Source organism: Sphingomonas sp. P4_G2 (assembly GCF_056401155.1).
In genome coordinates this window covers 309,692-335,000 of the sequence record NZ_JBFUJY010000001.1, presented here as the reverse complement: position 1 = coordinate 335,000, position 25,309 = coordinate 309,692, and the positions used below count along the sequence as shown (strand labels likewise).

The 25,309-nt window shown below is 65.6% G+C and carries 27 protein-coding genes and 1 tRNA gene (1 of these 28 only partly in view); 11 read left to right on the top strand and 17 right to left on the bottom strand.

Annotated features, from left to right (window positions below; translation table 11 throughout):
- The 4 genes in view from AC1DRD_RS01475 to AC1DRD_RS01460 are tightly spaced (at most 1 nt apart) and all read left to right on the top strand, a layout consistent with a single transcriptional unit that may run on beyond the window.
- On the top strand, positions 1-317 hold the final stretch of the coding sequence (locus tag AC1DRD_RS01475; RefSeq protein ID WP_478039789.1) for an ABC transporter permease. The gene continues 799 nt to the left of window position 1, outside the view; the window shows 317 of its 1,116 coding nt (coding positions 800-1,116); its start codon lies beyond the left edge, outside the window; the stop codon is at positions 315-317.
- The gene (locus AC1DRD_RS01470) at positions 317-1,120 is read left to right on the top strand and encodes an ABC transporter ATP-binding protein (RefSeq protein ID WP_478027602.1); all 804 of its coding nucleotides are present in this window, start codon (positions 317-319) and stop codon (positions 1,118-1,120) included. The genes AC1DRD_RS01475 and AC1DRD_RS01470 overlap by 1 nt, the downstream gene beginning before the upstream one ends.
- Positions 1,120-2,070: an MlaD family protein gene (locus AC1DRD_RS01465; protein WP_478027601.1), complete on the top strand. Its 951-nt coding sequence runs from the start codon at positions 1,120-1,122 to the stop codon at positions 2,068-2,070. The genes AC1DRD_RS01470 and AC1DRD_RS01465 overlap by 1 nt, the downstream gene beginning before the upstream one ends.
- 1 nt (position 2,071) lies before the next feature.
- Complete coding sequence (locus tag AC1DRD_RS01460) at positions 2,072-2,653, top strand: ABC-type transport auxiliary lipoprotein family protein (protein ID WP_478039788.1); 582 nt, start codon at positions 2,072-2,074, stop codon at positions 2,651-2,653.
- Positions 2,654-2,828: 175 nt separating this feature from the next.
- Here AC1DRD_RS01460 and AC1DRD_RS01455 read toward each other — a convergent pair whose 3' ends face one another.
- On the bottom strand, positions 2,829-3,245 hold the full coding sequence (locus tag AC1DRD_RS01455; protein ID WP_478027600.1) for a DUF2147 domain-containing protein: 417 nt from the start codon (positions 3,243-3,245) through the stop codon (positions 2,829-2,831).
- Positions 3,246-3,376: 131 nt separating this feature from the next.
- Positions 3,377-4,273, bottom strand: a complete 897-nt coding sequence (locus tag AC1DRD_RS01450; protein WP_478039786.1) for a peptidylprolyl isomerase — start codon at positions 4,271-4,273, stop codon at positions 3,377-3,379.
- Between the two features lie 88 nt (positions 4,274-4,361).
- Here AC1DRD_RS01450 and AC1DRD_RS01445 point away from each other — a divergent pair.
- A tRNA-Ser gene (locus AC1DRD_RS01445) sits at positions 4,362-4,452 on the top strand.
- Positions 4,453-4,507: 55 nt separating this feature from the next.
- Here AC1DRD_RS01445 and AC1DRD_RS01440 read toward each other — a convergent pair.
- Positions 4,508-5,476, bottom strand: a complete 969-nt coding sequence (locus tag AC1DRD_RS01440; RefSeq protein ID WP_478027598.1) for a quinone oxidoreductase family protein — start codon at positions 5,474-5,476, stop codon at positions 4,508-4,510.
- Positions 5,477-5,521: 45 nt separating this feature from the next.
- Positions 5,522-6,061, bottom strand: a complete 540-nt coding sequence (locus AC1DRD_RS01435) for a TetR/AcrR family transcriptional regulator (RefSeq protein WP_478039784.1) — start codon at positions 6,059-6,061, stop codon at positions 5,522-5,524.
- Between the two features lie 105 nt (positions 6,062-6,166).
- Between AC1DRD_RS01435 and AC1DRD_RS01430 the strand changes: the two genes are divergently transcribed.
- Positions 6,167-7,402, top strand: coding sequence for an MFS transporter (locus AC1DRD_RS01430; RefSeq protein ID WP_478039783.1), 1,236 nt, complete (start codon positions 6,167-6,169; stop codon positions 7,400-7,402).
- A gap of 15 nt (positions 7,403-7,417) precedes the next feature.
- Here AC1DRD_RS01430 and AC1DRD_RS01425 read toward each other — a convergent pair whose 3' ends face one another.
- Positions 7,418-7,864 carry a DUF1348 family protein gene (locus tag AC1DRD_RS01425; RefSeq protein WP_478039781.1) on the bottom strand — a complete coding sequence of 149 codons (447 nt, stop codon included), beginning with the start codon at positions 7,862-7,864 and terminating at the stop codon, positions 7,418-7,420.
- Between the two features lie 186 nt (positions 7,865-8,050).
- Between AC1DRD_RS01425 and AC1DRD_RS01420 the strand changes: the two genes are divergently transcribed.
- Positions 8,051-9,100 carry an alpha/beta fold hydrolase gene (locus AC1DRD_RS01420; protein WP_478039779.1) on the top strand — a complete coding sequence of 350 codons (1,050 nt, stop codon included), beginning with the start codon at positions 8,051-8,053 and terminating at the stop codon, positions 9,098-9,100.
- 46 nt (positions 9,101-9,146) lie between these two features.
- On the top strand, positions 9,147-9,680 hold the full coding sequence (locus AC1DRD_RS01415; RefSeq protein WP_478039777.1) for a cytochrome P460 family protein: 534 nt from the start codon (positions 9,147-9,149) through the stop codon (positions 9,678-9,680).
- Between the two features lie 156 nt (positions 9,681-9,836).
- Here the strand turns inward: AC1DRD_RS01415 and AC1DRD_RS01410 are convergent, their stop codons facing one another.
- The 3 genes from AC1DRD_RS01410 to AC1DRD_RS01400 are packed head-to-tail and all read right to left on the bottom strand — an operon-like array spanning position 9,837 to position 12,347.
- Positions 9,837-10,613, bottom strand: coding sequence for an alpha/beta fold hydrolase (locus AC1DRD_RS01410; RefSeq protein ID WP_478039776.1), 777 nt, complete (start codon positions 10,611-10,613; stop codon positions 9,837-9,839).
- Between the two features lie 23 nt (positions 10,614-10,636).
- A complete protein-coding gene (locus AC1DRD_RS01405) occupies positions 10,637-11,050 on the bottom strand; it encodes an organic hydroperoxide resistance protein (protein ID WP_478039775.1) in 414 nt (137 codons plus the stop codon).
- 28 nt (positions 11,051-11,078) lie between these two features.
- Positions 11,079-12,347 (bottom strand): epoxide hydrolase family protein, encoded by a 1,269-nt coding sequence (locus AC1DRD_RS01400; protein ID WP_478039773.1) that lies wholly within the window; start codon positions 12,345-12,347, stop codon positions 11,079-11,081.
- Positions 12,348-12,544: 197 nt separating this feature from the next.
- On the opposite strand from AC1DRD_RS01400, the gene AC1DRD_RS01395 reads away from it, so the two are divergent.
- The 3 genes from AC1DRD_RS01395 (at position 12,545) to AC1DRD_RS01385 (ending at position 17,403) form a co-directional block, all read left to right on the top strand.
- Positions 12,545-13,654 carry a redoxin domain-containing protein gene (locus AC1DRD_RS01395; protein ID WP_478039772.1) on the top strand — a complete coding sequence of 370 codons (1,110 nt, stop codon included), beginning with the start codon at positions 12,545-12,547 and terminating at the stop codon, positions 13,652-13,654.
- A 13-nt stretch (positions 13,655-13,667) separates the two neighbouring features.
- A complete protein-coding gene (locus AC1DRD_RS01390; protein ID WP_478039771.1) occupies positions 13,668-14,510 on the top strand; it encodes an SDR family NAD(P)-dependent oxidoreductase in 843 nt (280 codons plus the stop codon).
- Positions 14,511-14,583: 73 nt separating this feature from the next.
- Positions 14,584-17,403 carry an ATP-binding protein gene (locus AC1DRD_RS01385; protein ID WP_478039769.1) on the top strand — a complete coding sequence of 940 codons (2,820 nt, stop codon included), beginning with the start codon at positions 14,584-14,586 and terminating at the stop codon, positions 17,401-17,403.
- Between the two features lie 351 nt (positions 17,404-17,754).
- Here AC1DRD_RS01385 and AC1DRD_RS01380 read toward each other — a convergent pair whose 3' ends face one another.
- From AC1DRD_RS01380 to AC1DRD_RS01340, 9 genes are read right to left on the bottom strand one after another with little or no spacing between them, the layout of a single operon-like run.
- Positions 17,755-18,183, bottom strand: coding sequence for a nuclear transport factor 2 family protein (locus tag AC1DRD_RS01380; protein WP_478039767.1), 429 nt, complete (start codon positions 18,181-18,183; stop codon positions 17,755-17,757).
- A gap of 36 nt (positions 18,184-18,219) precedes the next feature.
- Complete coding sequence (locus AC1DRD_RS01375; protein ID WP_478039766.1) at positions 18,220-19,914, bottom strand: acyl-CoA dehydrogenase family protein; 1,695 nt, start codon at positions 19,912-19,914, stop codon at positions 18,220-18,222.
- The gene (locus AC1DRD_RS01370; RefSeq protein WP_478039765.1) at positions 19,914-20,423 is read right to left on the bottom strand and encodes a DUF3237 domain-containing protein; all 510 of its coding nucleotides are present in this window, start codon (positions 20,421-20,423) and stop codon (positions 19,914-19,916) included. Before AC1DRD_RS01370 ends, AC1DRD_RS01375 begins: the two co-directional genes overlap by 1 nt.
- Positions 20,424-20,438: 15 nt before the next feature.
- Positions 20,439-21,203 carry an SDR family oxidoreductase gene (locus AC1DRD_RS01365; protein WP_478039763.1) on the bottom strand — a complete coding sequence of 255 codons (765 nt, stop codon included), beginning with the start codon at positions 21,201-21,203 and terminating at the stop codon, positions 20,439-20,441.
- Positions 21,190-21,612, bottom strand: a complete 423-nt coding sequence (locus tag AC1DRD_RS01360) for a nuclear transport factor 2 family protein (RefSeq protein ID WP_478039762.1) — start codon at positions 21,610-21,612, stop codon at positions 21,190-21,192. The genes AC1DRD_RS01365 and AC1DRD_RS01360 overlap by 14 nt, the downstream gene beginning before the upstream one ends.
- A gap of 2 nt (positions 21,613-21,614) precedes the next feature.
- On the bottom strand, positions 21,615-22,547 hold the full coding sequence (locus tag AC1DRD_RS01355; RefSeq protein ID WP_478039760.1) for an NAD(P)H-binding protein: 933 nt from the start codon (positions 22,545-22,547) through the stop codon (positions 21,615-21,617).
- A 24-nt stretch (positions 22,548-22,571) separates the two neighbouring features.
- A complete protein-coding gene (locus AC1DRD_RS01350) occupies positions 22,572-24,038 on the bottom strand; it encodes a carotenoid oxygenase family protein (protein WP_478039758.1) in 1,467 nt (488 codons plus the stop codon).
- On the bottom strand, positions 24,035-24,910 hold the full coding sequence (locus AC1DRD_RS01345) for an NAD(P)-dependent oxidoreductase (protein ID WP_478039757.1): 876 nt from the start codon (positions 24,908-24,910) through the stop codon (positions 24,035-24,037). The genes AC1DRD_RS01350 and AC1DRD_RS01345 overlap by 4 nt, the downstream gene beginning before the upstream one ends.
- Positions 24,907-25,290, bottom strand: coding sequence for a carboxymuconolactone decarboxylase family protein (locus AC1DRD_RS01340; protein ID WP_478039755.1), 384 nt, complete (start codon positions 25,288-25,290; stop codon positions 24,907-24,909). The genes AC1DRD_RS01345 and AC1DRD_RS01340 overlap by 4 nt, the downstream gene beginning before the upstream one ends.
- Between the last annotated feature and the right edge of the window lie 19 nt (positions 25,291-25,309).

The following is a 25,309-nucleotide window of genomic DNA, read 5'->3' as shown; positions in this document are numbered from 1 at the left end:
TCGGCTTCTATTCGGCGCTCATCGCAATGATGGGTGGCTGCCTGTTGTGCTGGATCGCGCTCGGCATCCCGCCGGTCACCTATATCCAGCGCATCCGCGAAGTGGTGCCGATCAGCGACGTCTATGTCGGGATGATCAAGGCCCCGGTGTTCGGGGCGATCATCGCCATCGCCGGGTGTTTCCAGGGCATGTTGGTCGAGGCCGATGCCGAGCAGGTCGGCCTGCGCACCACCGCCGCGGTGGTCCAGGGTATCTTCCTGGTGATCGTGCTCGACGCGTTCTTCGCGGTATTCTTCTCGTCGGTCGGATGGATTTGATGGCGGACGACGACATCGTCATCCGCGTCCGCGGCTTGAAGAACAGTTTTGGCGAGCAGGTCGTGCACGAAGGGCTCGACCTCGACGTCCGGCGCGGCGAGATTCTCGGCGTGGTCGGGGGATCGGGCACCGGCAAGTCGGTGCTGATGCGGTCGATCATCGGGCTGCAGGTGCCCGATGAAGGCGAGATCACCGTGTTCGGCGAACCGACGATCGACCTCGAGGAATATGAGGCGATGGAGATCCGCAAGCGTTGGGGCGTGCTGTTCCAAGGCGGGGCGCTGTTCTCGACGCTGACCGTCGCCGAGAATGTCCAGGTGCCGATCAAGGAATTCTACCCGGGCCTCGATCCCGCGCTGCTCGACGAGATCGCGTCGTATAAAGTGGTGATGACCGGCCTGCCCGCTGACGCCGGGCCCAAATATCCGGCCGAGCTGTCGGGCGGCATGCGCAAGCGCGCCGGCCTGGCGCGCGCGCTGGCGCTCGATCCCGAATTGCTGTTCCTCGACGAGCCGACCGCGGGGCTCGATCCGATCGGCGCCGCGGCGTTCGACGAGCTGACCTTGTCGTTGCAGCGCACGATGGGGCTGACCGTGTTCCTGATCACGCACGATCTCGACTCGCTTTATGCGATCTGCGACCGTGTCGCGGTGCTCGCCGACAAGAAAGTGATCGCGGTCGGCACGATCGACGAGCTGATCGCGTTGGATCACCCGTGGATCGAGGAATATTTCAAAGGCCCCCGCGGCCGCGCCGCGGTCGCGACGCAGGAAGCGGGCATGGGCAAGGCAGGGGCTGACTGATGGAAACGCGTTCCAATCATGTGCTGGTCGGCGGGGTCGTATTGATCCTGCTCGCCGTGCTCGCCTTGTTCATGGTGTGGATCTCGCGCTTCGGCGCCGAGGGCAAGCGCGAATACGACATCCTGTTCAAGCAATCGGTCGACGGCCTGGCCAAGGGCTCGGCGGTCAATTTCTCGGGCGTGCCGATCGGCCAGGTCAAGGACATCAAGCTCGACGCCAAGTCCCCCGAATTCGTCCGCGTGCGCGTGTCGGTCGACGACAAGACGCCGATCCTGCTCGGCACCACCGCCGCGATCCAGGGCAGCTTCACCGGTCCCTCGACCGTCCAGCTGGACGGCGCGCAGGCCGGCCGTCCGCTGATCGATTGCTCGAACAGCGCGTGCCCGTTGGGCGTGCCGCTGATCCCGGCCAAACCCGGCGGGCTCGGCGCGCTCCTGTCCAACGCGCCGCAATTGCTCGAGCGGCTGACGACGCTGACCGAGCGGTTGACCGCCTTGCTCAGCGACCGCAACCAGGCATCGATCGCCGGCATCCTCGACAACACCAACAAGCTCAGCAAGGCGCTGTCGGATCGCGGGCCGGAAATCGCCGCGACGCTGGCCGAGACGCGGATCGCGATCCAGAAGGCGGGCGTGGCGTCGCAGCAGATCGGCGATCTCGCCGCGACGACCAACGGCCTGTTGTCCAACGACGTCAAGCCAGCCGTCGGCAACCTCAACAAGGCGGTGGCGTCGGCGCAGAAGTCGATGGAGACGCTCGACGCCGCGATCGGCGATGCCCGGCCCGGCCTGCAGAGCTTCTCCAAACAGACCATTCCCGAGCTCGGCCAGCTGATCCACGATCTGCGCCAGATGTCGCAGTCGCTGTCCTCGGTGGCCGACAAGATCGATCGCGGCGGCGCCGGATCGATCGTCGGCAGTCCCAAGCTCCCCGATTACAAGGGCAAGTGAGATGACCAAGCGCCTTCTTCCCCTGCTCCTCGCCTTGCCGCTTGCGGGCTGCCTCAGCTTTGGCGGCAAGCCGCCCAAGGTGCTGCTGACGATCAACTCGACGGCAGCCTTACCCGTCGGATCGACGCAGAATTCGGCGAGCGCCAAGACCGTGACCATCCAGGTGCCGGTGGTGCCGCAATCGCTGGCGGTCGCGCGTGTGCCGGTGCAGACCGGCGACCAGCTCGCTTATGTCACCGACGTCGCCTGGGTCGAGGCGCCGCAGCGGCTGTTCGCCCGGCTGATGTCCGACACGATCGCCGCCAAGACCGGCCGCGTCGTGCTGACCCCGGCGCAATCGTTCAGCGACCCCGGCGCGCGCCTGTCGGGCGAGCTGCGCAATTTCGGGATCGACGGCAGCACGCACGAGGCAGTGGTGACGTTCGAGGGCTCGCTGATCCGGAGCGATGCGAGCAAGGTCGAGAAGAAGAAGTTCGAGGCGCGTGTGCCGGTCGCCCAGATCGACGCCAATTCGGTCGGCCCGGCGCTCAACCAGGCGGCCAATCAGGTCGCCGGCGAAGTCGCCGATTGGGTTGGGAGCTGAACTCTGTTCCCGCGCTCTAAAGCCCTCTCCCGCTTGCGGGAGAGGGTTTGGGTGAGGGTCTTCTTTCTTCTTCCGAGCGGTAAGAGTTCAAGAAGAAGAAAGAAGACCCTCACCCTCCCGCCGCCTCCGGCGGCGGGCCCCTCCCTCTCCCGCACGCGGGAGAGGGGATTCAAGTTCAGCGCGCGGCCATTGCGCCCGGGCTCGCGACGCGGCGCCAGATCTGCGCCTTGCAGAACAGCCCGCCCAGGATGCAGCCCTTGATGTTGAGCGTCTGCGCATCGACCATCGTGATCGTCGAATAGAAAGCCGATTGCATATCGGGGACATAGACCTGCCCGGCCCAATGCGCGCGATCGGTCGCGCGATAGCTGCGCAACAGTTCGGTGCCGATCAGCTGGTTCACGCCCTTCTTGCGCGCATCATCCTGCGCCTTGGGGCTTGCCCAGACGATCCAGCCGCAGATCTTGTCGCCGCACGACCCGGTGCGCACCTGGACCGTTCCCTTGGGATTGGCCCATACGCCATCGACCGATGGCGCCACTGGCGGGGTCTGGCCGGCAAGCGCCAGCGCCATGGTAAGCAGCGACAACATAGTGATTTCCCGATTTTCCCGCCTGACCCGGGCATTTCAAACTAATCGCGATATGGGACGGCAATGCGGCACCACTAGCGTGGACCATGGCAAGAATTCGTATGTATGCCTCAAGCCTTGCGATGCGCCGGTCAGGTCTTGCGACGTACCGGGACGGGCACGTTGCAGATGTCCGCCCCGCCGGCGGGCACGGTGAAGAATGGCGGCTCGCGATTTTCGCGGGCGTGGAGATAGCGCGCGAAATCGCGGCTGGCGGGCGAGAGATATTCGAAATGCGGCCGTTCGCCTGCCGGCAAGGCGCTCGCCAGCCGTGCGCTGACGATCGGGGTCGGTTTCTGGCCATCGCCATAGAAGCCGAGCTTGCCGGTGCCGCGCTCGAGCGAGGACAAGGCGTCGATCCCCTCGATCACGCGGCCGACCAAGGCGATGTTGCGATCGAGCGCGCGCGGCGCATGGCCGATCACTGCGTAGAGTTCGGCGCTGCTGCCGACCGAGGGCGCGAGATCGCGGCCGACGCCGACCATCGCATAGCAATGCGTCAGCCAGCTGCGCTTGCCGTCGGACGCCGCCGGCCAGCCATCGGCGGTGAACCCGGCGATCGAGGCGAAGCTGTCGGGCCGCGTCATGCGCACCGCTGGCAAGCCCCCTGTCCGCGTATATTCGCTGGGCCCGCCATCGGCGACGCCATCGGGCAGCTTCTTCTTCTCGGTGACGTCGCCCCATTGCGCGACGTAATTGTCCTGGATGCGATAGACGCTGGTGTCGTCCCACCAGTGGCGATTGGCGAGGATCCGCATCCGCGCGACGTGCTGGGGCGCGAAAGCGGGCGCGAGCTGGATGATCACCTTGCGCCCGTTGGCCAGCGTGAAGATCAGAATGTCGTCGTCCGCGATCGTTCGCCACGACGCGGCCGGCGCCTTGTTGGCGATCTCGGTCGGCGAGAGCGGCGGCTTGGCCGCGGGTTTTTTCGGCGTGTCGGCGGCGGGTTGGCCGGCGAGCGCGAGAGCGAGCGAGAGCAGGATCGGCATGACCGGAAGCTGCCACACCCCCGCCCGATCCGGCAAGCGCTTGCGTGGACGCGCGGGTATCTCTAGGGGCGACGCTTCCCGGCAATGCGGAGCGGTGGCCGAGTGGTCGAAGGCGCTCGCCTGGAAAGTGAGTATACGTCAAAAGCGTATCGAGGGTTCGAATCCCTCCCGCTCCGCCAGCCGGTCTGCTCTACCACGGAACGCCGCCATCCCCGAGCCGTGAGTGGGGCCCGCTCAAGGCATGAGCAGCAACTTGCCCGTTGTCGCACGGCTTTCCATCGCTTCATGCGCCTTCGCCGCATCCGACAGGCCGAACTCGGTCGCGGCGGCCACCCGCAACTTGCCTTGGCGAACCCAGTCGAACAGGCGGCTCGTGCGGGCACGCAACAATTCGGGCGTGGGAATGTGATCGAAGAACACCGCATAACCGAGCTTGATGCTGCGCGGCAGGCTCATGAGATCGATCCGGCCGGGGCCGCCGAGCACCGGGCCGAACCAGCACAGGGTCCCCGAGCGTCGCAAGGAAGCCAACGAGCCGTCAAAAGTCGTGGGGCCCGAACCGTCATAGACGACGTGCACGCCTTCGCCGCCGGTCAGCCGGTGCACCTCGGCAGCGAAATCGCCCTCGGCATCGACCACCACGTGATCTGCCCCCGCGGCCTTTGCCGCCTCGACCTTGGCATTACTCGAAACTCGGCCAATCACCGTGCCGCCGCGCAGCTTGATGATCTGGGTGAGTAATTGTCCCAATCCGCCCGCGGCCGCATGCACCAACGCGACATCGCCCGGCTGGACGGGGTAAAAATCGGTCGCGAAATGGCTGGCGGTCAAACCCTGCATCATCAGCGACGCAGCGGTGCGGTCGTCGATATCCTCGGGCACCGGCACGACCGAGCTGGCTGAAATGGCGATCCGCTCGGCATAACTGCCCGGCGCATAGACCCAGGCCACGCGCTGTCCGATCGAGAGGTCCGTCACTCCCTCGCCTAGTGCAATTATACGCCCCGCGCCCTCGACGCCCAGCGCGCGCGGCAGCGGCGTCTCGTGCCACGCCATTCCCTGGCGCACGCCCACGTCCATGAAATTGACCCCGCTGGCCGCGACCTCGACCAGCACCTCGCCAGGCCCCGCTACGGGGTTGGGCAGATCCACCATCTCCAGTATCTCGGTCCCGCCGATCGCGGTCATCACTATGGTCTTCATATCAGACTCCTTGTTGAATGATCGTTCCAAAATTGGGCAAAAAAATCAGCGCAAGGCGCGCATCGCGAGATCGACCAAAGCGGGGAGATGTCCATCGGCGCCCGACCGTGCGGCGAGACGGATGCTGGCAATCGTCGTCACCAGGAAGGCCGCGAGATGATCGAGATCGAGGTCAGCCGCAATGTCTCCCTGGTCCCTGGCCTTCACGAGCGCGTTCTTTACCGAGCGGGCCAGGATGTCGCCCGAAGCCTCACGACTCTTCACCAGATCCGGTCGGGTGCACCCGAACTCGACGATGGAGCCGAGACCGAGGCACCCTCTCCCCGCGTCCGCCACCACGCGATCAAGCATTGCGCGGATTGCGTCGACGCCCCTTTCGCTGCTCGCCAGCACCTCGCCGTGCGCGCGCACTTCCTGCTGCGAATAGTGACGGACCGCCGCCAGATAGACGCCCCATTTATCGCCAAACGTGTCGTACAGGCTTTGCCGACCGATCCCCATCGCATCGACCAGCATCTGCGCGGACGTGCCCTCGAAACCATGCTCGCGGAACACCTCCACCGCAGCCTCCACGGCGGTATCCACGTCAAATTCCTTGGGGCGTGCCATGCCTGCAAAATAATGTACTGGAACGATCGTTCAAGATGTGCTTGGGGAAATTCCAATGATTTTTCTGGCGCCCGCATCCCGATGATCACCCCGAGCTGGTATCGCGACCTCGACCCGAATGGCCGGCGCGCGTTTCGCAGCACCTATGCCGGGTTCAGCATGGATGCGATGAACATCCAGCTCTATGCGTTCATTCTGCCGGCGCTGCTGACGCTCTGGCACCTCTCCCCTTCGGCCGGGGGATTGCTCGCGAGCGTCACGCTTGTCTCTTCCGCCGCCGGCGGCTGGCTGGCGGGTCTGCTCTCCGATCGGCTTGGTCGAGTGCGGTTGCTGCGGATCACCATTCTTTGCATGGCCGCCTCCACCATATTGTGCGGAATGGCACAGAATTACGAGCAGTTGCTCGTCGCCCGAATGCTTCAGGGTCTCGGTTTTGGTGCCGAATGGGCGGTCGGCGTGGTGTTCATGGGTGAGATCGCCGCAGCGGCGACGCGCGGTCGATTGGTTGGAACCGCGCAGAGCGCCTGGGCAATCGGCTGGGGCCTCGCGACCGCGACATCCGCGATCGCTATCGCCCTGCTCCCGCCGGAATTGGGCTGGCGCGCGACCTTTTTCGTGAGCTTGCCGCCCGCCGTCGCGATCTTTCTCGCCCGCATGCAACTCCGTGAATCCGCCACCTTTCTCGCCAGCGCCGGCGCCGATCGCTGGCATCGGATCTTCTCGCTCGAAATGGGCGGCAACACTGCCCGGGGTTCTCTGCTCGCGATCGGGACGCATGGCGGCTATTGGGCACTGGCGACCTGGTGGCCGACGATGCTCAAGCTCGAACGCGGCATGACGACGGCCGAGACCGCCACCCACATGGCGATGCTCGTCGGCGGATCGCTCGCCGGCTATATGCTCGGCGCGACGCTCAGCGACCGGATCGGACGCCGGGCGACACTCGCGATCTTCGCGCTGGGCGGGATCGGGACGGTGCTGATCGCGACCGAACTGCCCGTGTCCGACGCCGCGCTGCTCGCGCTCGGCGTCCCGCTGGGGCTGTTCGCGATGGGTCTCTACAGCGCGATCGGGCCGGCGTTGAATGAGCTCTACCCGACGCGCTTGCGTGGATCGGGGCTCGGCTTCTGCTACAATGTCGGACGTGGCGTGGCCGGCCTTACCCCTCTCGCGGTGGGCGGTAGCATCGCCGCTCATGGCATCGCGCATTCGATCGGCATCTATGTATCCATCGCTTATGCGCTGGTGCTGGTCGCGGCTGCACTGCTGCGCGAAACCAGAGGCATGGATTTCACGCCGGCCATCAAGGGCAGCTAGCCTCCGTTTCAGACTCTAGAAGCCCAGGTCTGTCAGGCTCGGATGTTCGACCGGGCGCGGTCCCGCCGGCCAGCGGAGCGCGCGCTCATGCTCCTGGATAGGATGCTCGTTGGCGGCGGTGAGCCGTCGCACGACCAGCCCGGCTCCGTCGAACGCGATTTCCTCGCTGCCATAGACGCGGAACCAGGTACCACTGTCATTGTGGAATTCGGCGGCATGGCGCGTGCTGAGCCGGCGATCTCCCTCGGCCCAGATCTCGACGATCAGCCGGAGGTCGATCTCGCGACGCAGTTGGCGCTCGATAAAGGTGCGGATCTGCTCGCGACCCCAAAGGAAGTTCACGCGATTGCGCCACTGGCAATCGATCGTGCTGGCGAGGAGGATCGCTTGCAGGTCACGGTTGTTCCAGGCGCTTTCCGCGGCACGGACATGCTGCTCCATCGCCGGGCTGAAATTGGGCATCGGCCTTTCGATCCTCTCCGGAGTATCTGCGCGGGTGCTAGCCTGCCGACTGGCGGCTCCGCCAGTTAGGCGCTGTTAGTTTCCAAAGAGGCATCGCTGGCAGCACATCATAGCGATTAACGAGCGGCCATCGGCGCGTCAGACTATCTCGAGTGGCCATATCCCAACTATCGAAAGGACCGAGTCGTGTCGAAGCCCTTGCCCGAAATCTCTACGTTCGATCGCCGCGGCTTCGTCCAGGGCGCGGCTGCGATCGTCGCGACGCTGACCGGCGCCGCGGGCTCTGCACAAGCGATAACGGCGCCGCGCCGCTCTCCTCCTCCACCCCCCTCAGCTTTCGGCCCGCTCAAGCAGATCGACGCGGGCGTGCTCAACATCGGCTATGTCGAGATGGGCCCGGCCAAAGGCCCGGCGGTCCTGCTCTTCCACGGCTGGCCTTATGACATCAACGCATTCGCCGACGTCGCGCCTTTGCTTGCCGCGCGCGGCTATCGCGTGATCGTGCCACATCTCCGTGGCTATGGCACCACCCTGTTCCGTTCGGCGGGGACGCCGCGCAACGCGCAACAGGCCGCGCTGGCCGCCGACGGGCTCGCGCTGATGGACGCACTCGGCATCGAGACTGCGATCGTCGCGGGATTCGACTGGGGTGCCCGCACGGCGGACATCATGGCGGTGCTCTGGCCGGAGCGGTGCAAGGCGCTGGTCTCGGTCAGCGGTTATCTGATCGGCAGCCAGGCGGGCAACGCCAAGCCGCTGCCCCCACAGGCCGAACTGCAATGGTGGTACCAATTCTATTTCGCGACCGAGCGCGGCCGAGAGGGCTATGCCGCGAACACCAAGGCGTTCAATCGGCTGATCTGGCAGCTCGCCTCGCCTCAGTGGAAGTTCGACGTCGGGACCTATGACCGCTCGGCCGCGTCGTTCGTGAATGCCGACCATGTCGCGATCGTGATTCACAATTATCGCTGGCGCCTCGGTCTCGCCCAGGGCGAACCGCAATATGACGCGACAGAGGCCAGGCTGGCCGCCGCGCCGCCGGTGACCATCCCGTCGATCACCATGGAAGGCGACGCCAATGGCGCGCCGCATCCCGACCCATCGCAATATCGCGCCAAGTTCACCGGTCCATACGAGCATCGGTTGATCGCTGGCGGCATCGGCCACAATTTGCCGCAAGAAGCGCCAGCCGCTTTCGCCAAGGCCGTGCTCGACGTGGCGAAGCTCGCCAGCTGACCATCCCGTCGGGGCGTCCAGCTCCGACGCCTTCGAGGAGCACGCCATGAAGCATCTTTCCACCTGCGGCCTCGTGGTGGCAACCCTGGTGTTCGGGGTCTCCGCTATAGCTGCCACCCAGCGCGTCGAGGATCGGGGTTCGCCAATCTATGGCGTGAAATTGCCCAAGGGCTATCGCGACTGGAAGCTGATCAGCGTCGCGCACGAAGCTGGCAAGAACAACGACATCCGTGCCATCCTGGGCAACGACATCGCAGTGAACGCCCTTCGCACGGGCAAGCGGCCTTTCCCGGACGGCGCGATCATCGTGCGGCTCGCCTGGCGATACGATTCGTCGCCGCGCAACGATAGCGTCTTCCCTGCTCCCCAATCCTTTGTCGCGGGGCCGCCGACCAATGTTCAGGTGAGCGTGAAGGATTCCAAACGCTACGCCGCGAGCAACGGCTGGGGCTATGGGCAATTCGAGAATGGCGCCGCGAACCAGGACGCGACGCTCACACGATCGTGCTTCGCCTGTCATGTGAAGCTCGATGCGCTCGACAAGAACGCCGACCTCGTCTTCACCAGCTATTCGCACTAAGTCCCGAACCAACGAAGGCCCCGGGCAGGATAACCGCGTGGGTACTTCTCGTCCGCAATAAGGACGAGAAGTACCCACGGCCGGCATCGCTGGGGGCGAAGCCGACCGTGGGCTGGGCGCCGGCACAGGGGGGGCTGGGACCGCCGGCGCCTCAACTCATTGGGCAGTCGCCGCCTTCTCGATCAGGCTGGCCACGGCCGGCGCGTTCGACACCATCACGACGTGCGAAGCGCCCTTCACCACCACCGTCCCGCGCGATTGGGCGCGATCGGCCATGAACTTGAGCGCGGCTGGCGGGATGTTCTTGTCCTTGTCGCCATAGATGAACCAGGACGGGGTGTGCTTCCATGCCGGCGCGGTCGAAGCCTCGCCCAGCGCCGCTTCGGCGACCGGACGCTGACCGGCAGCCATCAACAGCGCGCCGGCCGCCGGCACGTCGGCGGCGAACTGGTCGTGAAAACGCGCCTGGAGGATGTAGAGATCGTTGCCGCCGCTGGTGAGCTTGACCGGCGGGGCCAGCGCCGGCGCGAGCGTGCTGCCCGGGAACTTGCCGGTCAGGCCGAGCGCCGTCTCGCCCGCTTCCGGCGCAAAGGCCGCGACATAGACCAGCGCCTTGACGTTCGGCGCGCCTTCGGCCGCCTCGCTGATCACCGAGCCACCATAGCTATGGCCGACGAGCACGACCGGGCCCTGGATGCTCTTGACCAGATCGCTCACGACATCGGCATCGGCGCGCACGCCGCGCAGCGGATTGGGAGCGGCAACGACGGTGTAACCGTCGCGCTCGAGCACGGCGATGACACCGTTCCAGCTCGACGAATCCGCGAACGCCCCGTGGACGAGCACTATGGTGGGCTTGGCCGTTTGGGCCAGCGCCGCCGGCGCCAGCACGGCAGTGGCGAGCGCAAGCCCGCCGGCAATCCATTTCTTCATGTCATTCTCCTTTTGATTGGCGGTCAGACCAGCGTGACGACCGCATCGATATTGCTCTTGATCGCCTTGGAATAGGGACAAGTCCGGTGCGCCGCTTCGATAAGTTGGCGAGCGATCGCGGGATCGATCCCGGGAACGCTCACGTTCAGTCGGGCAGCCAGCGAATAGCCGTCCTCGCCCTGCCGCAGATCGACTTCGGCGTCGATCGCGAGGTCAGCGGGCAGGGCCATGCCCTTGAGTTTGGCGGCGATCGCCATCGCGCCCTCGAAACAGGCCGACCAGCCGGCGGCGAACAATTGCTCGGGATTGGTGCCCGCGCCGGGGCCGCCGGGGGTCGCGAGCTTGACGTCGAGGCGATCGTCCGAACTGCGGGCGGCGCCTTCGCGGCCGCCGGTCACATGGACGCGGGCGGTGTACAGGGTCTTGGTATCGGACATGAGACGTCTCCTTGGAGCGGGAAGTGAATCAGCGCAGCAGGCGGAAGGCGGCGCGCACTTGCTCGGTGAACAACTGGGGCTGCTCCCAGGCGGCGAAATGGCCGCCATTGGACGCTTCGCTGAAGTAGAAGAGATTCTTGTAACAGCGCTCTGCCCAAGTCCTGGGCGCGCGGAAGATCTCACCCGGGAACACGCTCACCGCGACCGGCAGATCGATGATGCCGCGCGCGTTGAAATTGTTGGTGTGATCTTCCCAGTAGATCCGGGCGGCGGACGCCCCCGTCCCGGTCAGCCAATAGAGCGAGATGTCGTCGAGGATCGCGTCCCGGCCAAGCACGCGTTCGGGCTGGCCGTTGCTATAGGTCCATTGCGCGATCTTCTCGTACATCCAGGCCGCCATGCCGACCGGCGAGTCGACGAGCGAATAGCCGATCGTCTGGGGGCGCGTGTTCATCATCGCGGCATAGGCCGAATTGTCGCGGTAAAAGGCTGCCAGCTGATCGAACGCGCCGCGCTCCTTGGCAGACAGGCCCGCCGGCGCGGGATCGCCGGCAGCAAGGATCTTGGCAATGTCCGCCGGAACCACCGCCGGCATGTTGAGATGAATGCCGATCAGGCCAGGCACGTGCTGGAGCGCCATGCGCTGCGAGATGACCGAACCGCAATCGCCGCCCTGGCTGACATAGCGGTCATAGCCCAGTCGCTGCATGAGCATGCTCCAGGCGCGGCCGATATGATCCGAGCCCCAGCCGATCTGCGTCGGCTTGGCGGAGAAGCCGAAGCCCGGGATTGACGGTATCACCAGGTGGAACGCGTCTTCGGCTTTGCCGCCATAGGCCGTCGGATCGGTGAGCGGCGCGAGGACCCCGAGGAACTCGAGGACCGAGCCCGGCCAGCCATGGGTCAGGATCATCGGCAGCGCATGTTCGTGGCGCGAGCGGACATGAATGAAATGCACGTCGAGACCATCGATCTCGGTCATGAACATCGGCAGCGCGTTGAGCCTGGCCTCGATCTTGCGCCAGTCATAGCCGCGTGCCCAATAGCGCATCAGCGGTTCGAGCGTCTGGCGCCGCACGCCCAGGCTATCATCGCCCGCGGGCTGCGGGTCGGCCCAGCGGGTCTCGGCAATGCGACGCTGCATCGCCAGGATTTCAGCCGCGGGAATGGCGACCTTGAAGGAGCGGATGGCGCTGCCTCCGGCCTGCGCGCGCGCCATGGAAGGCATGGCGCCGAGCGCCCCCGCCACACTCGCGCCGACGACGAACTGGCGGCGCGAGGGTTGGTCTGCGAACATTGGCTTCTCCTCGTGATCTGGTCGCGGCCAAATCTAGCGAAGAAGGGGCGCGGCGCCCGTTAAGTGGAGCGATGCGGCGTTAGCCTTCACGCATCCGTTACGGCTTTCAGGACCTAACGCGCGGCCGCTCACAGCTAACAAGCGGTGCCGCGGCGCTGGCCTATATCGGCGCTGACCAGCAAGATGAGGCAGGTACCATGACCCTGAGACGTTCCCTCGGTTTCGCCGTCGCCGGCATCGCTGCGGCCGGCGCCACCACCGTCATCTGCTTCGGTGATGCACTCGGTCTCGTCCGTTCCCCGGCCAAGGCCGACGACTCCATCGTGTCCGCGCGCTTCGACACCCCCGCACACCCGATCGAGGTGCTGCAGGGCGCCAGGCCCTGGCTCACGCCCGTGCCGGACGGACCCAAGGCGCTCCGCGGCAAGGTCGTGGTGGTCAATTTCTGGACCTATTCGTGCATCAACTCGCTGCGCGCCCTTCCCTATCTTCGCACCTGGAGCGAACGATATGGGAGCAAGGGGCTCGACGTGATCGGCGTCCACGCGCCGGAGTTCGGCTTCGAGAAGAATCCGGCGAACGTCCGCCTCGCCACCAGCCAGCTCAGGGTCGCTTACCCCAACCTGCAGGACAATGATTATACGGCGTGGCGCGCCTTCGCCAACCAGGGCTGGCCGGGCATTTACTTCATCGACGCGAAGGGCAAGGTGCGCGGCTATCGCCTGGGCGAGGGCCGATATGACGAGGGCGAGCGGCTGATCCGCACGCTGCTCGCCGAGGCGGGGCATGACGTCTCCGGCGTCCCCATCGCTCCGATCGAAGGTACGGGAGTCGAGGCGCAAGCGGATTGGGCCGACCTCGGCTCGCCCGAAGCCTATATCGGCTATGACAAGGCCGCCGACTTCGCGTCGCCAGGCGGCTTCCGCAGCGACGCGCCGGGCAGCTACGCTTCCGCCGCGCGGCTATCGCTCAACCAATGGGACCTCGCGGGCAGCTGGAAGGTCGGCGGCGAATATGCGCTGCTCGACAGCGGCCCCGGCACCATCCGCTTTCGCTTCCATGCGCGAGACGTGCATCTCGTGCTCGGCGGCACGGCCGACGGCAAGCCGGTGCGCTTCCGCGTGACGATCGACGGCCGCGCCCCCGGTGCCGGCCACGGCGTCGATGTCGACGCGGCCGGCTGGGGCGAGGTCAGGGAGGACCGGCTCTATCAGCTGGTCCGCCAATCCGGCGCCATCGCCGATCGCACCGTCGCGGTCGAGTTCAGCCGCCCCGGCGTACGCGCTTATGTTTTCACCTTTGGCTGATGGGAGCGGAACGATGACACGGACCTGGCTGGTGACCGGCAGTTCGCGCGGCTTCGGACGCGCACTGTGCGAAACGATCCTCGATTCCGGCGACAATCTGCTGGCGACGGCGCGCGATCCGGCCCAGCTCGCCGGGCTGGGCGACGGGCGCCCGGGCAAGCTCGCCACCACCCGGCTCGACGTGACCTGCGAGGAAGACGCCGCCGCCGCTGTCGCCACCGCGATCGCCGAGTTCGGCGCGCTCGACGTCCTGGTCAACAACGCCGGCTATGGCGATATCGGCTCGGTCGAGGATACGCCGCTCGATTCCTATCGCCGCCAGATCGAGACCAACCTGTTCGGCACGATCATCATGACCAAGGCGGTCATCCCACACATGCGCGAGCGGCGCGCCGGCCATATCATCCAATTCTCCTCTGTCGGCGGTCGTCTCGGCGCGCCCGGCCGCGCACCCTATTCGACGGCGAAATGGGGAGTAGAGGGCTTCTCCGAAGTGCTTGCGCAGGAAATGAAGCTGATCGGCGTGCGGGTGACGATCATCGAGCCAGGCGGCTTCCGCACGGACTTCGCCGGGGCCTCGACGACGCTCGACCCCGGCCGCCCGGAATATGACGCAGTGGTCGGCAATGCCGCCCGCATGCAGGCCGCTTATAATGGCAAGCAGCCCGGGGATCCCCGCCGGGGCGCGCGGGCGATCCTCGAAATCGTCTCCGCGGACGCCCCGCCGCTCCGCCTGCCGCTCGGCAGCGATGCCATCGCCGCGATCGAGCGCAGTGACCGGACACGCCTCGACGAACTGGAACGCTGGCGGCCGCTCAGCATCTCCACCGATTTCCCGAAAGATCCGGGAGAATAGTATCTAGCCAAGGTTGAGGCGCGCCGTCGCTCGCGGCATGGATCGGTCGACCAGACAAGGGTAATGGCAGATCGTGGCGAACCTGGATCAGCAGCTTGGCGGAGGCATATGCTTCGGGCCCTTCCGCCTGTCTCCGGGCGAGCGGCTGCTGACGAAGCGCGGCAAGGCGGTCGAGATCGGCGGACGCTCGTTCGATCTGCTCGTCGTGCTGACCGAGCAGCCTGGTCGCGTCCTGTCCAAGCGCGAATTGCTCAAGCGCGTCTGGTCGGACGTGGTGGTGGAAGACGGCAGCCTGCGCTGGCACATGGCGAGCCTGCGCAAGCTGCTCGGCGATGGTGTCGACGGCGCCCGCTACATCGCGACCCAGGTCGGCGTCGGCTACGCCTTCGTCGCGCCGATCGAGCGGCAAGGCGACACGGCATCGCCGCGCCTGACCGACGGAGAATCGAGACCCGCCGGCGGCACCAATCTGCCTACCTACCTGCCCCACCTGATCGGGCGTGAGCGCGACGTTGCCTTTCTGACGGAACGCATCGCCGATACGCCGCTGTTCTCGATCATCGGCCCGGCGGGCGTCGGCAAAACCTCGCTCGCGATTGAGATCGGGCGCCAATTGGCCGGCAAATTCGACAAGGTCACGTTCGTCGACTTCAGCATGATCGAGAACCCGGCAGTGGTCCCCTCGATGATCGCCGGTGCCATGGGGATCGCGGTGCAGAGCGAGGACCCGCTCGCGGTGATCCTCGGCCATATCCGCGATCGGGCCTTCCTGCTCATCCTCGACAATTGCGAGCACGTCATCGAGCCGGTCGCCAGCGTCGTCGAGCAGATCGTCGAGGCAGCGCGCCAGGCACGCGTGCTGGCCACCTCGCGCGAGCCGCTGCGGGTACGCGGCGAACATGTGCTGCGCCTCGATGCGCTCGGCTATCCTGAGGAATTGTCGGGGCTGACGCGCGACCAGCTCCTGGCCTTTCCCGCGGTCCAGCTCTTCTGCGAACGCGCCACCGCCGCCGACAGCGCGCTCGTCATCGACGAGGACGCTGCGCGGTTGATCGCGGAGATGTGTCAGCGCCTCGGCGGGATGGCGCTGCCGATCGAGCTCGCCGCGGTGCGCGTCGCGACGCACGGCGTGGCTGCCACCGCACGCCAATTGGGCGAGCGGTTCAGTCTTGGCTGGGCGGGCCGGCGGACTGCGCAACCTCGCCAACAGACGCTGCAGGCAGCGCTCGACTGGAGCTATGATCTGCTCTCCGACGTCGAGCGCACCGTATTCGAAAGTCTTTCGGTGTTCGTCGGCCCTTTCTCGATCGACGCTGCGCTGGAGGTAATCGCGGATGTCGGTATCGGATCGGACGAGATCGCCGCCGCGCTCGACTCGCTAACCTCCAAGTCGCTGATCGCGCCCGATCGTTCGCGACGCACCGACACCTATCGGCTGCTTGAGATGACCCGCGCCTATGCCCGGGCCAAGCTGTCGGAGCGTGGGGCGGAGAGACAAAGCGCGGTCGCCCGCCGCCACGCCGCCTTCTTCCTCGCCGAACTCGAGGCGGCGGAGGAGGAAGACGAAGGCATGCTGCAGGACGCCAAGCCCTTGCGGCAGCAGCTCGGCAACATCCGCAGCGCGCTCGACTGGAGCTTTGGAAGCAGCGGCGACCCCAGAATCGCCGTGCGGCTGGCCGCCGCCAGCGCGCCTGTCTTCCTCAATCTTTCGCACTTGATCGAGTGCCGCACCTGGTGCGCCCGCGCCCTTGCCGGGATCGACGAGGCGCAGCGCGATACCGGACTGGAACTCGAGCTCCAGGCGGCGCTCGGCATCACCTTGATGTTCACCCGAGGCAATAGCGAGGCGGCGGGAGACGCGCTCGGCCGTGCGCTCGAGATCGCGACCGCCCTCGACGACAAATGGAATCAGCTGCGTCTGCTCGGCCGCCTGCACATCTTCCATGAGCGGATCGGCGAATATACGGCCGCGCTGCGCTATGCCGAGCAGGCAGTGGAAGTCGCCGAGATCATCGCCATGCCCGAGGCGATCGGCGTGGCCTATTCGCTTTCGGGCATCTCACACCATCTCGCGGGCGACCAGAAGCGGGCTCGGCGAGACCTCGAACTTTCGCTGAGCAAGAGCCCCGCCTCGGCACGCAGCAGGACCATCCATTATGGCTTCGATCACCGGAATCGCTCCGGTATCGCCCTCGCGCGAACCTTATGGCTTTGCGGGCATGCCGACCAGGCCGGACGGCTCGCACGGGATGTCGTGCGCGAGGCAGCCGGCCTCGATCATTCGGTCACCCACTGCATCGCGCTGATCTGGTCGTTGTCGATCTCTCTGTGGATGGAGGACTTTGCCGCAGCTGAGGAGGATCTCGCGACATTCACCCAATGCGCCGAGGTCAATGCGCTCGGTCCTTATATTATTGCCGCGGCGGGCCTTCGCGGCGAGCTGGAGATCCAGCGCGGTCGCACCGGGGACGCGCTGGGCGCGGTCGAGGAAAGCCTCTCCCGGCTCCGCGCGGCGCGCTACGAATTGCTCACCACGCCATTCTCGATCGCTCTGGTGAAAGGCCTCATTCTGGACTCACGGCTCGACGAAGCGCGGGACCTCGTTGCCACTACCCTCGCCAATTGCGATGCGAATGGCGAGCGGTTCGCGGTGCCGGAACTGCTTCGCCTCAAAGCCGAGGTCGTGCGACTTAGCGAAGGAGCGCCCGACGCCAGCATCGTATTGCTCGAAGAGGCGCTCACGCTGAGCCGTGCGCAGGGCGCCCGCGCCTGGGAACTCAAGATTGCGATCGATCTCGCCAAGGCGCTCACTGCGGAGCAGAAAATGGAAGAAGCGACCGCCCTGCTCGAAGCCGTTTGGCCGGATTCGTTACCCGGAGCACTGTCAGGTTGATGGGGGCAGGCGATAGCGGGCGCGTATGAGCATAGATCAAGAGCGCCATCCCCTTAGTCTCAATCCTCGTCCGAGGTGCCCCTGATGTCATGTACGTGCGATTTCTGCTTGGTCCCGAAGCACCGAGGACTGCTCGCCGTGCGGCGCACCGGCGGAGGCTCGCAAGTCAGGCAGCCGTTCTCAAAAGCTGAACTCCATCGTCCAGAGAGCGGTTAGCGTTGGTCTGACAGCACCGCCATTTCCTCTGACAGCGTTAGCGGTAAACCGTCATTTTCCCGAAACTGGCGGTTCCGCGCCATTTGCGCCACCGCGAAGAGACGGCTCCGCATTGGACTGCCCGCTCCCGCTCGGTTATTCGGCCAGGCCGGTAATGATCCTGCCGACTGGTTCGAGCACCGCGCAATCGGCACGGGAGAACCGGCCGTCCACCACTTGGTAATGGATGAATTGCCGCATCTCGACGACGTCACCCCGTTCCAGCGCGACAAGCCGCTCGAGTCCCTTTGCGGCGAGCATTTCCGCGGTCAGATCATGCCTTGCTTCCAGCCGAACCGTCGCCTCCAGCGCAACCGTGCCGTCGTCGCTGAGGAAACGGCTCAGCGAGATCGTTTCGTCCACATGCGCGTGGAAGAACGAATAGAAATCCCGAATCGCCCGGTGCCCCCGCAGCGCCAGGCCGGCAAAGGCGATTTCCGCGTCATCGTGGAAATGGGACAGGACGCCGTCATCGTCCCTCGCGTTGAACAGGTCGAGATAGGCAAGATATTGCTCGAGGTTCACGTTACTCTCCGTCGGCGTCGTCAGGCACGTTCCAAGTCATTCCCCGCCGGGCATTTCCAAGGGTGCCAGCCGCGCCTCGCCCAGCATCGCCAGTCGGGCGAGATAGTCGCTTCGCAAGTCGAGCTCCGCGAGGAAGAAGCGCGCGGCCGCCGCCATGTGCCGGCCGGTTTCGTCGTCTCCGCCCAGGCGGACGATGCGTGCGGCTACCCAGCCCTGAGCGGCGAGTTTGCAGAGGTCCAGCAAGGCGGTCGCGCCGGCTTCCGCGCGCCTGGGCGTCGCTTCCCATTCGATGAACGCCCGCACCGTCTGCTCCAGCCGGTCTAGCGCGACGGCCAGCTGGGGCAGATCCTCGCTATCCTGACGCGCCAGCGCGACGAAGGCGGCGAGCCCCACCCCACGATCGCGCCACAGTCGGCGATGGACCAGATCGAGCGCCTGAATGCCGGTCGTTCCCTCGAAGATGGGGAAGACCCGAGCATCGCGCAGATAGCGCTCCACCGGCCATTCGCAGGTGTAGCCGGCCCCGCCGAGCACCTGCACGGCATCGCTCGACACCTCGAACGCCGCCCAGGCGCTCCCATCCTTGACCAGCGGCAGCAGGAACTGCGCCAGCATCATCCATTCCTCGCGTTCAGTGGCATCCGTCGACTGCCCCGCCAGCTCCATCACCATGGCCGCGATCAGGTTGAGACCGCGCGCCAGCTCCACCTTGGCCGCCATCGCGAGCAACTGGCGCTGGACGTCGGCATGGGCGGCGATCGGCACCGCGCGCTGGTCCGGCGCTCCGCCCTGACGGCGGTCCTGCGCATAGCTCCAGGCCGCGCTGAGCGCGGCGCTCGCCACGCCCGAACCCTGGGGCCCGCAGGCAAGCCGCATGAGCAGCATCATGCGGAACAGGTGCTGCAGGCCGCGGCCTTCCTCGCCGAGCAGATAACCTTCGGAATCCTCGAACCCCAGCGCGCAGGTCGGCGACCCATGCAGACCCAGCTTCTCCTCGACGCGCCGCACCGCGATGCCGTTGGGCGCACCGTCCTCCAGCGTCGAAGGCACCAGGAACAAGCTGAGCCCCCGCGCGCCTGGCTTGTCGAGGCTACGCGCCAGCATGAGGTGGCCGATGCGCGACGCGAGATCGTGATCGCCGAAAGAGATCCAGCATTTTTCGCCGGAGATGAGCCATCGCCCATCTTCCCGGCGCGCCCGGGTCCGGATCCGGCCGACGTCCGACCCGGCGTCCGGCTCCGATATGCAAATCGTCGCCGCCCATTCGCCGCTGAGCAAGCGAGGCACCCACTCCTCGCACAATAGCTCGGTCGCGGTTTCGAGCAGCAGCGCCGCGCCGGAGCGTGCGGGCGTCGCCAGCATATAGAAGGCGGCCGAGGCGCGGTTGAACAATTCCTCGCAGGCGGTCACCAGCGGAAGAGGCAACCCCTGGCCCATCGGCTCGGCAACCGACATCGCCAGCCAGCCCATCCCGGCGAAAGCCTGCCACGCCTTCTTGTGGGCCGCATCCGTCCGCACGCGCCCCTCTTTCAGGCGAACACCCTCGCGATCGAGTATGGTCCCCAACGGCTCGAGTTCGGTGTCGGCGAAGCGCGCGGCTTGTTCCAGAACCGCACCGGATATCGACAGGTCAAGCAGGCCGGGCGCCAGCTTATCGAGCCGGTCACGCAGCGGCAGGATCTCGAGGTGACGACGAAGGGCCTGCGCCTGGCCCGAATAAGAGAAATCCATCAAAGGAGCGCGAAATAACGGATGGTATTGCCGGTCAGCTGGCGCGTGCCGATGCCGACGACGACCGTGCTCATCAACCAGTCGTAGGGGCCGGTCTCGACCTCGAACGTCGGCGTCGTGCGCAGATAATAATCCTCAAACGGCACTGGCGGGCCATTTTCGAACATCCAGGCCTGGATGCGCGGGATCACGTCGGGCGCGCGGCCGGCGAGATAGCCCGTGTTCCGCATCAGGATGAGCGTGCCGTCATCGGCTTCGAGCATGTAGCGCGCGTCGAGCCCCAACACCTTGTCGGGCCGGAACAGCGCCCAATCGGCGCCGCTCTGCGGTACGACCCGGCCGTTGAGGTGCGGTCCTTTGATCGTGCCGGTATCGAGATAGGTCGCGCCACGCCCCGCGCCGCTGGGCATATTCTGGATGTTCTGGATGTTCTTCCAGGACAGCGCGATCTCGAACAGGAACTCGAAACGCGGTGCGTCGGGAAGCGAAGTCTGGGCGAAATAGGGCATTGTGCAAATCCGATTTCAGAAGCTGACGGTACCACCATCGACCAGGAGGTCGATGCCAGTGATGAAACTGGACCGGTCGGAAGCGAGGAACAAAACGGCGTCCGCCGCTTCCTCGGGAGAGCCGAACCGGCCCATGGGAACGGTCTCCTCGATCATCCGGCGGAAACCGGCGATCTGCTCCTCGTTCATGTCGCCGCGCGTAATCAGCGGCGTGTCGATCGGGCCCGGGCTGAAACAATTGACGCGGATGCCGCGCTTGACGAATTCCACGCCGAAATTGCGCACCAGCGCGCGCAGCCCCGCCTTGCTCGCCGCATAGACGCTGTTGCCGGGCAGGCCCTTGCAGTGCCCGATCGACGAAGTGAGGATGACCGAGGCCCCCTCGCGCAACAGATCGGACGCAAGCTTGACCGCGAAATAGGGGCCCTTGAGGTTGGTCAGCATGATCTCGTCATAGAATGCCTCGTCCACCGTCTCGACCGGGCGAAAGGCCCCGTTTCCGGCATTGACGAGGAGCACATCGATCCGTCCTTCGCGCGCGGCGATCGATTCCATCAGCGCGCGCGTGGCATCGAGATCGCCGATGTCCGCCTGGACGACGCGGCCCCGATCGCCGAGGTCGCGCGCCACTCCGGCTAGTGTTTCCGGATTGCGGCCGGTCACGATCACCCAGCCGCCCTCACGCGCGAAAGCGAGCGCGGCGGCCCTGCCGATACCGCTGTTGCCGCCGAATACGACCACCACCTTGCCGGCGAAGCTGCCCATGTCAGAAGATGCCATTGTCATTGGCCGACGTCCCGGAAATCGGTTGCATCGCGTCCCAATGCTCGGCGATCCGTCCATCCGCGATCCGGAAGATGTCGATCACCGCGTTGCCGGGCGTGCCCGGCTCGATCACGACATGGACGTGGGCGACTACATGGTCGCCATCGGCGAACAGGCGTTTCACTTCATGGTGCGCGTCGGGCGAGGCGTCCCGCGCCCAGGTCAGGAAGTCCTTGAGCCCCTGCGCTCCGGTCCTGGCCAGCGGGTTGTGCTGGATATAGTCCGCGGCGAAATAGGCATCGACGCGGGCTGGGTCGAGCGGTTCGAGCACATCGTCATAGACGGCGCGGACAAGACGAAGGTTTGCCTCCTCAGCTATCGAATAAACACGCGTCACGCGATCCTGCCCGATCCGCTTCGGCACGATCAGGCCGCCGACGCGCCGGCGGTGGCATGCCGTGCCCGCGCCCTGTCTTCGAACAATGCTCGAAGGCTGCGCGGCTTGCGACCGGTCAGCCGTTCGAAGTCGTCGGATTCGATGTCGAAAAAGCCATCACGGATGGCCACTTCCAGGCTGACGATATCGTTCGAATTCCACGGATTGTCTCCGACGACGAGATTGTCGACGGGCTCGCGGGGAACCCCAAGCGCGTCGAAGATCGCATAAAGGCCCGTCTCGTCGGTGACGTCGAAGCGCACCGGCTTCCCCATGAATTCTGCGGCCAGCGCCGCCACTTCACGGAATGGGAGAGGTGCGGGGCCGGTGATGTCATAAGCCCGGTTTGGCTCGCCCGCGCCCAGCAGCACGGCGACCGCTGCGTCCACACAGTCTTCGCGCCAGACGAACGGCATCCGGCCGTCGCCCGCTACCGACACCATCACCCCCGAGGCGGCAACCATTGGCGCGATCACGTCGGTGACGGCATCGGCATATTGCGCGTCGCGAAGCGATGTCCAGTCCAGCCCGGACTGCCGCAGCAACGCTTCGGTGCCGCGATGATCGGTCACCGCCTCGGACGGATTGTCGGGATCGCCCGCGCCGAGGAACGAGGTGTAGATCACGTGCCGCGCGCCAGCCTTACGCGCGGCATCGATCGCCGCGCCGTGCTGCGGCACCCGCTTGCCGACGCGAGTTCCGCTGATCAGCAGCATCCGCTCGGCCCCGGCCAGCGCTGCCGGCAGGCCCGCCGGATCGTCGAAATCGCCCTTGCGCACGATGCAGCCGCGCGCCGCGTAATCCGCCAGCTTTGCCGGCGTGCGCGACAGCAGAATCAGGTCGTGCGGGGCGATGGTTTCGAGCAGGCGATCGGTCGCCATCCGTCCGAAATGCCCCGATGCGCCGGTGATCGCGATCTTCATGCCGTTGCTCCCTTCATTGCCGTTTCAGTCTTCGCAATGATGATCGAGCCGGACCCGTGGCACCCAGGTGCCATGAACCTGCTCGCAGGTAGCGAAGGGCATCAACACCTTGGCGACCGGCCCCTTGGCGATCGCGTCGGCTTCGAGAATCCAGACCTCCTGCGCGACCTGGCCTTCGCCCAGGATCCGGTCGACCATCAGCAACAGCCAGCCGCCATGACCCGGGTCGCGCGCGGGAACGTGGACCGGCTCGTTGAAGCCAAGGCCCGGCCCTTCCGAATAGCTTTCCAGCGAACCGTCGGCGAGCGAAACCCGCAACAGGCAATTGAAGAGCAGTTCGCCCGGACCGTTTTGGAACATCGTGATCTTCGCCGGATCGACGGTGAGGTACCAGCCGCGATCATAGGCTTTACCGGCATCGGCAGGGACGATCAGCGGCATCTCGCCGAAGGGTCCGATCTTCCATTCGGCAATACCGGCCTCGGGATCGGCAAGGTCCATCGTCCAGCGGGTCAGACCGCCATCGACCGGGATGTCCAGCCCCGAATCCTGGGTGATGAACGGGATCAGGTTGGTGACCGCCATACACTGGTCGAGATGCACCTTGGTGCCTTCGGTGAACGCGTTCATCACGTGATAGCTGTGAACGCCGACGGGTCCCCTAAACCAGACCAGTTCCTCCACCTTGCCGTAGCGCGGCATCACTCCGATCCAGCAATGATCGTTCTGGTCATGGATCCAGTGCGGACCGCCTTCTTTCAGCCGGGCGAGATCAGCCTTGGTGGGGTAGACAGTGAAGATCGCATGGTCGCTGGTGATCGCGAAATCATGCATCAGCGCGCAATATGGCGCGTCGAACCATTGTTCGGAGACCAGTTCCCCCTCCGCAGAGACCACGCAATAGGAGACGGTCGGACTGGCGAGGCCGTTCGCTTCATAGCCGAACAGGAAAAGCTCGCCGGTGTCGGGATCGATCTTGGGATGCGCGGTCAGCGTTTCCGAGCGCAGCTTGCCGCCATAGTTCCACTTGCCGATCGTCTCGAGCGTGCCCGGGTCGATCCGATAGGGTAACCCGTCCTCCTTCGACATGAACAGCCGCCCGGCATGATAATAAGGCGTCGTGTTGGCGACGGTCCCGTTCACCCCCTCGGCCAGCGGATCGTTGGTGTAGGGATTGCGGTAGCGCCCGAACAATGATCGACCGGCCTTCCGTTCGGCCAGGAAGCGGTCGGTATGTACGTAACGGATGCCGCAGTTCACGCGGCCGTGCTTGAATTCGATCTTGCTGATCATGCCGTCGCGCGACAGCACGACGTCGTCGGACCGCATCGGTACGTAGGCCGGATCGTGGACGGCGCGGAAGAAGGCGCCATCAATATCCCCCGGAATCTCGCCTTCGACATAGATGTCATGGGCGCTGGCCTCGATGTGCCTGGGCCGGTTGAGCCCCAGATAGTGCACGGTATCGGGGTAGCTGGGCGAAATGTTCATGCTTCCCGCTCCAGGTTATGCCGGACGAACTTGTCATATTCGGAAAAGTCGGCCGCGGTGCCGAGTGCTGCGAGCGCGTCGCTCCACTGACGCATGGTGGCCTGCAACATGGGCAGGTTCAGCGCCATGCCGTCACGCATCCCGTCGGCGAGACCCACGTCCTTGGCCATCAGCGCGAGCGCGAAGCCCTGCGCATAGGTCTTGGGCAGGACATGGTTGCGCACGACCGTCTCACCTACCGCGCTGCGGCCGGTCGAGCTGTTGATGACGTCGAGCAGGGTAGCGGGGTCGAGCCCGAAGCGCTCGCCCAGCGACAAGCCCTCGCAGGTCGCGGCCAGCGTGCAGGCAGCGATCGCCATGTTGATCGCCTTGGCGGCATGTCCCGCGCCCAGCTCGCCGACCGGCACCACCCGCGCGCCCAGGCATTCGAGGATCGGCATGAGCCTGGCCAGCAGCGCCTGGTCCGTTCCGCCGACCATCAGCGTCAACTTGCCTTCCCGTGCCAGCGGCACGCCGCCGGAGACGGGCGCATCGACCAGTCCGATGCCAAGCTGCTTCAGATCCGCGCCCAATTGGACCGTGCCGCCCGCTTCGGACGAGCTGCAGTCGATCACGATCGTGCCCGGCTTCAGAACCGAGGCCACATCTCCCTGTCCCAACAGGACATCGCGCACGATCTGGCCAGTGGGCAGCATGGTGATGACCACGTCCGCGCCGGCGGCCGCTTCGCGGGGCGTACCTCCCCAGGCCGCGCCGAATTCCGCGGCAAGCGCGGCATTGGCATCCGAAACGCGCAGGTCGAAGCCTCCGTCGATGAGGCGCCGAGCCATCGGCTGGCCCATCATGCCCAGGCCGATGAAGGTCACCTTCATGCCTTGGCTTCCTCGATCTCGGTGAACGCCGCTTCGGCGGCGCGCAGCGCGGTGAAGCTGGCGGGAACGCCACAATAGATCATGGCGTGGAGCACCAGGGCGCGGATTTCCTCCATGGTGAGGCCATTGGTGACGCCCGCCTTGACGTGCATCTTGATCTCCAGCTCCTTGCCCTGGGCGATCAGCATCGACAGCGTCGCCAGGCTGCGGTCGCGCCGGCTCAGGTCGGGATTGCCCCAGGTCTCACCAAAGCAATAGCGCGTCATCAGGTCGTGGAACGGGCGGGTAAAGTCGGTCGCGTTGTTCCACGCGACTTCGGCCAGCTGAGGGCCGAACATCTCGCGGCGGACCTGCATGCCTTTTTCGAACATATTCTCCATGTTGGTCTCCGAGGATTTC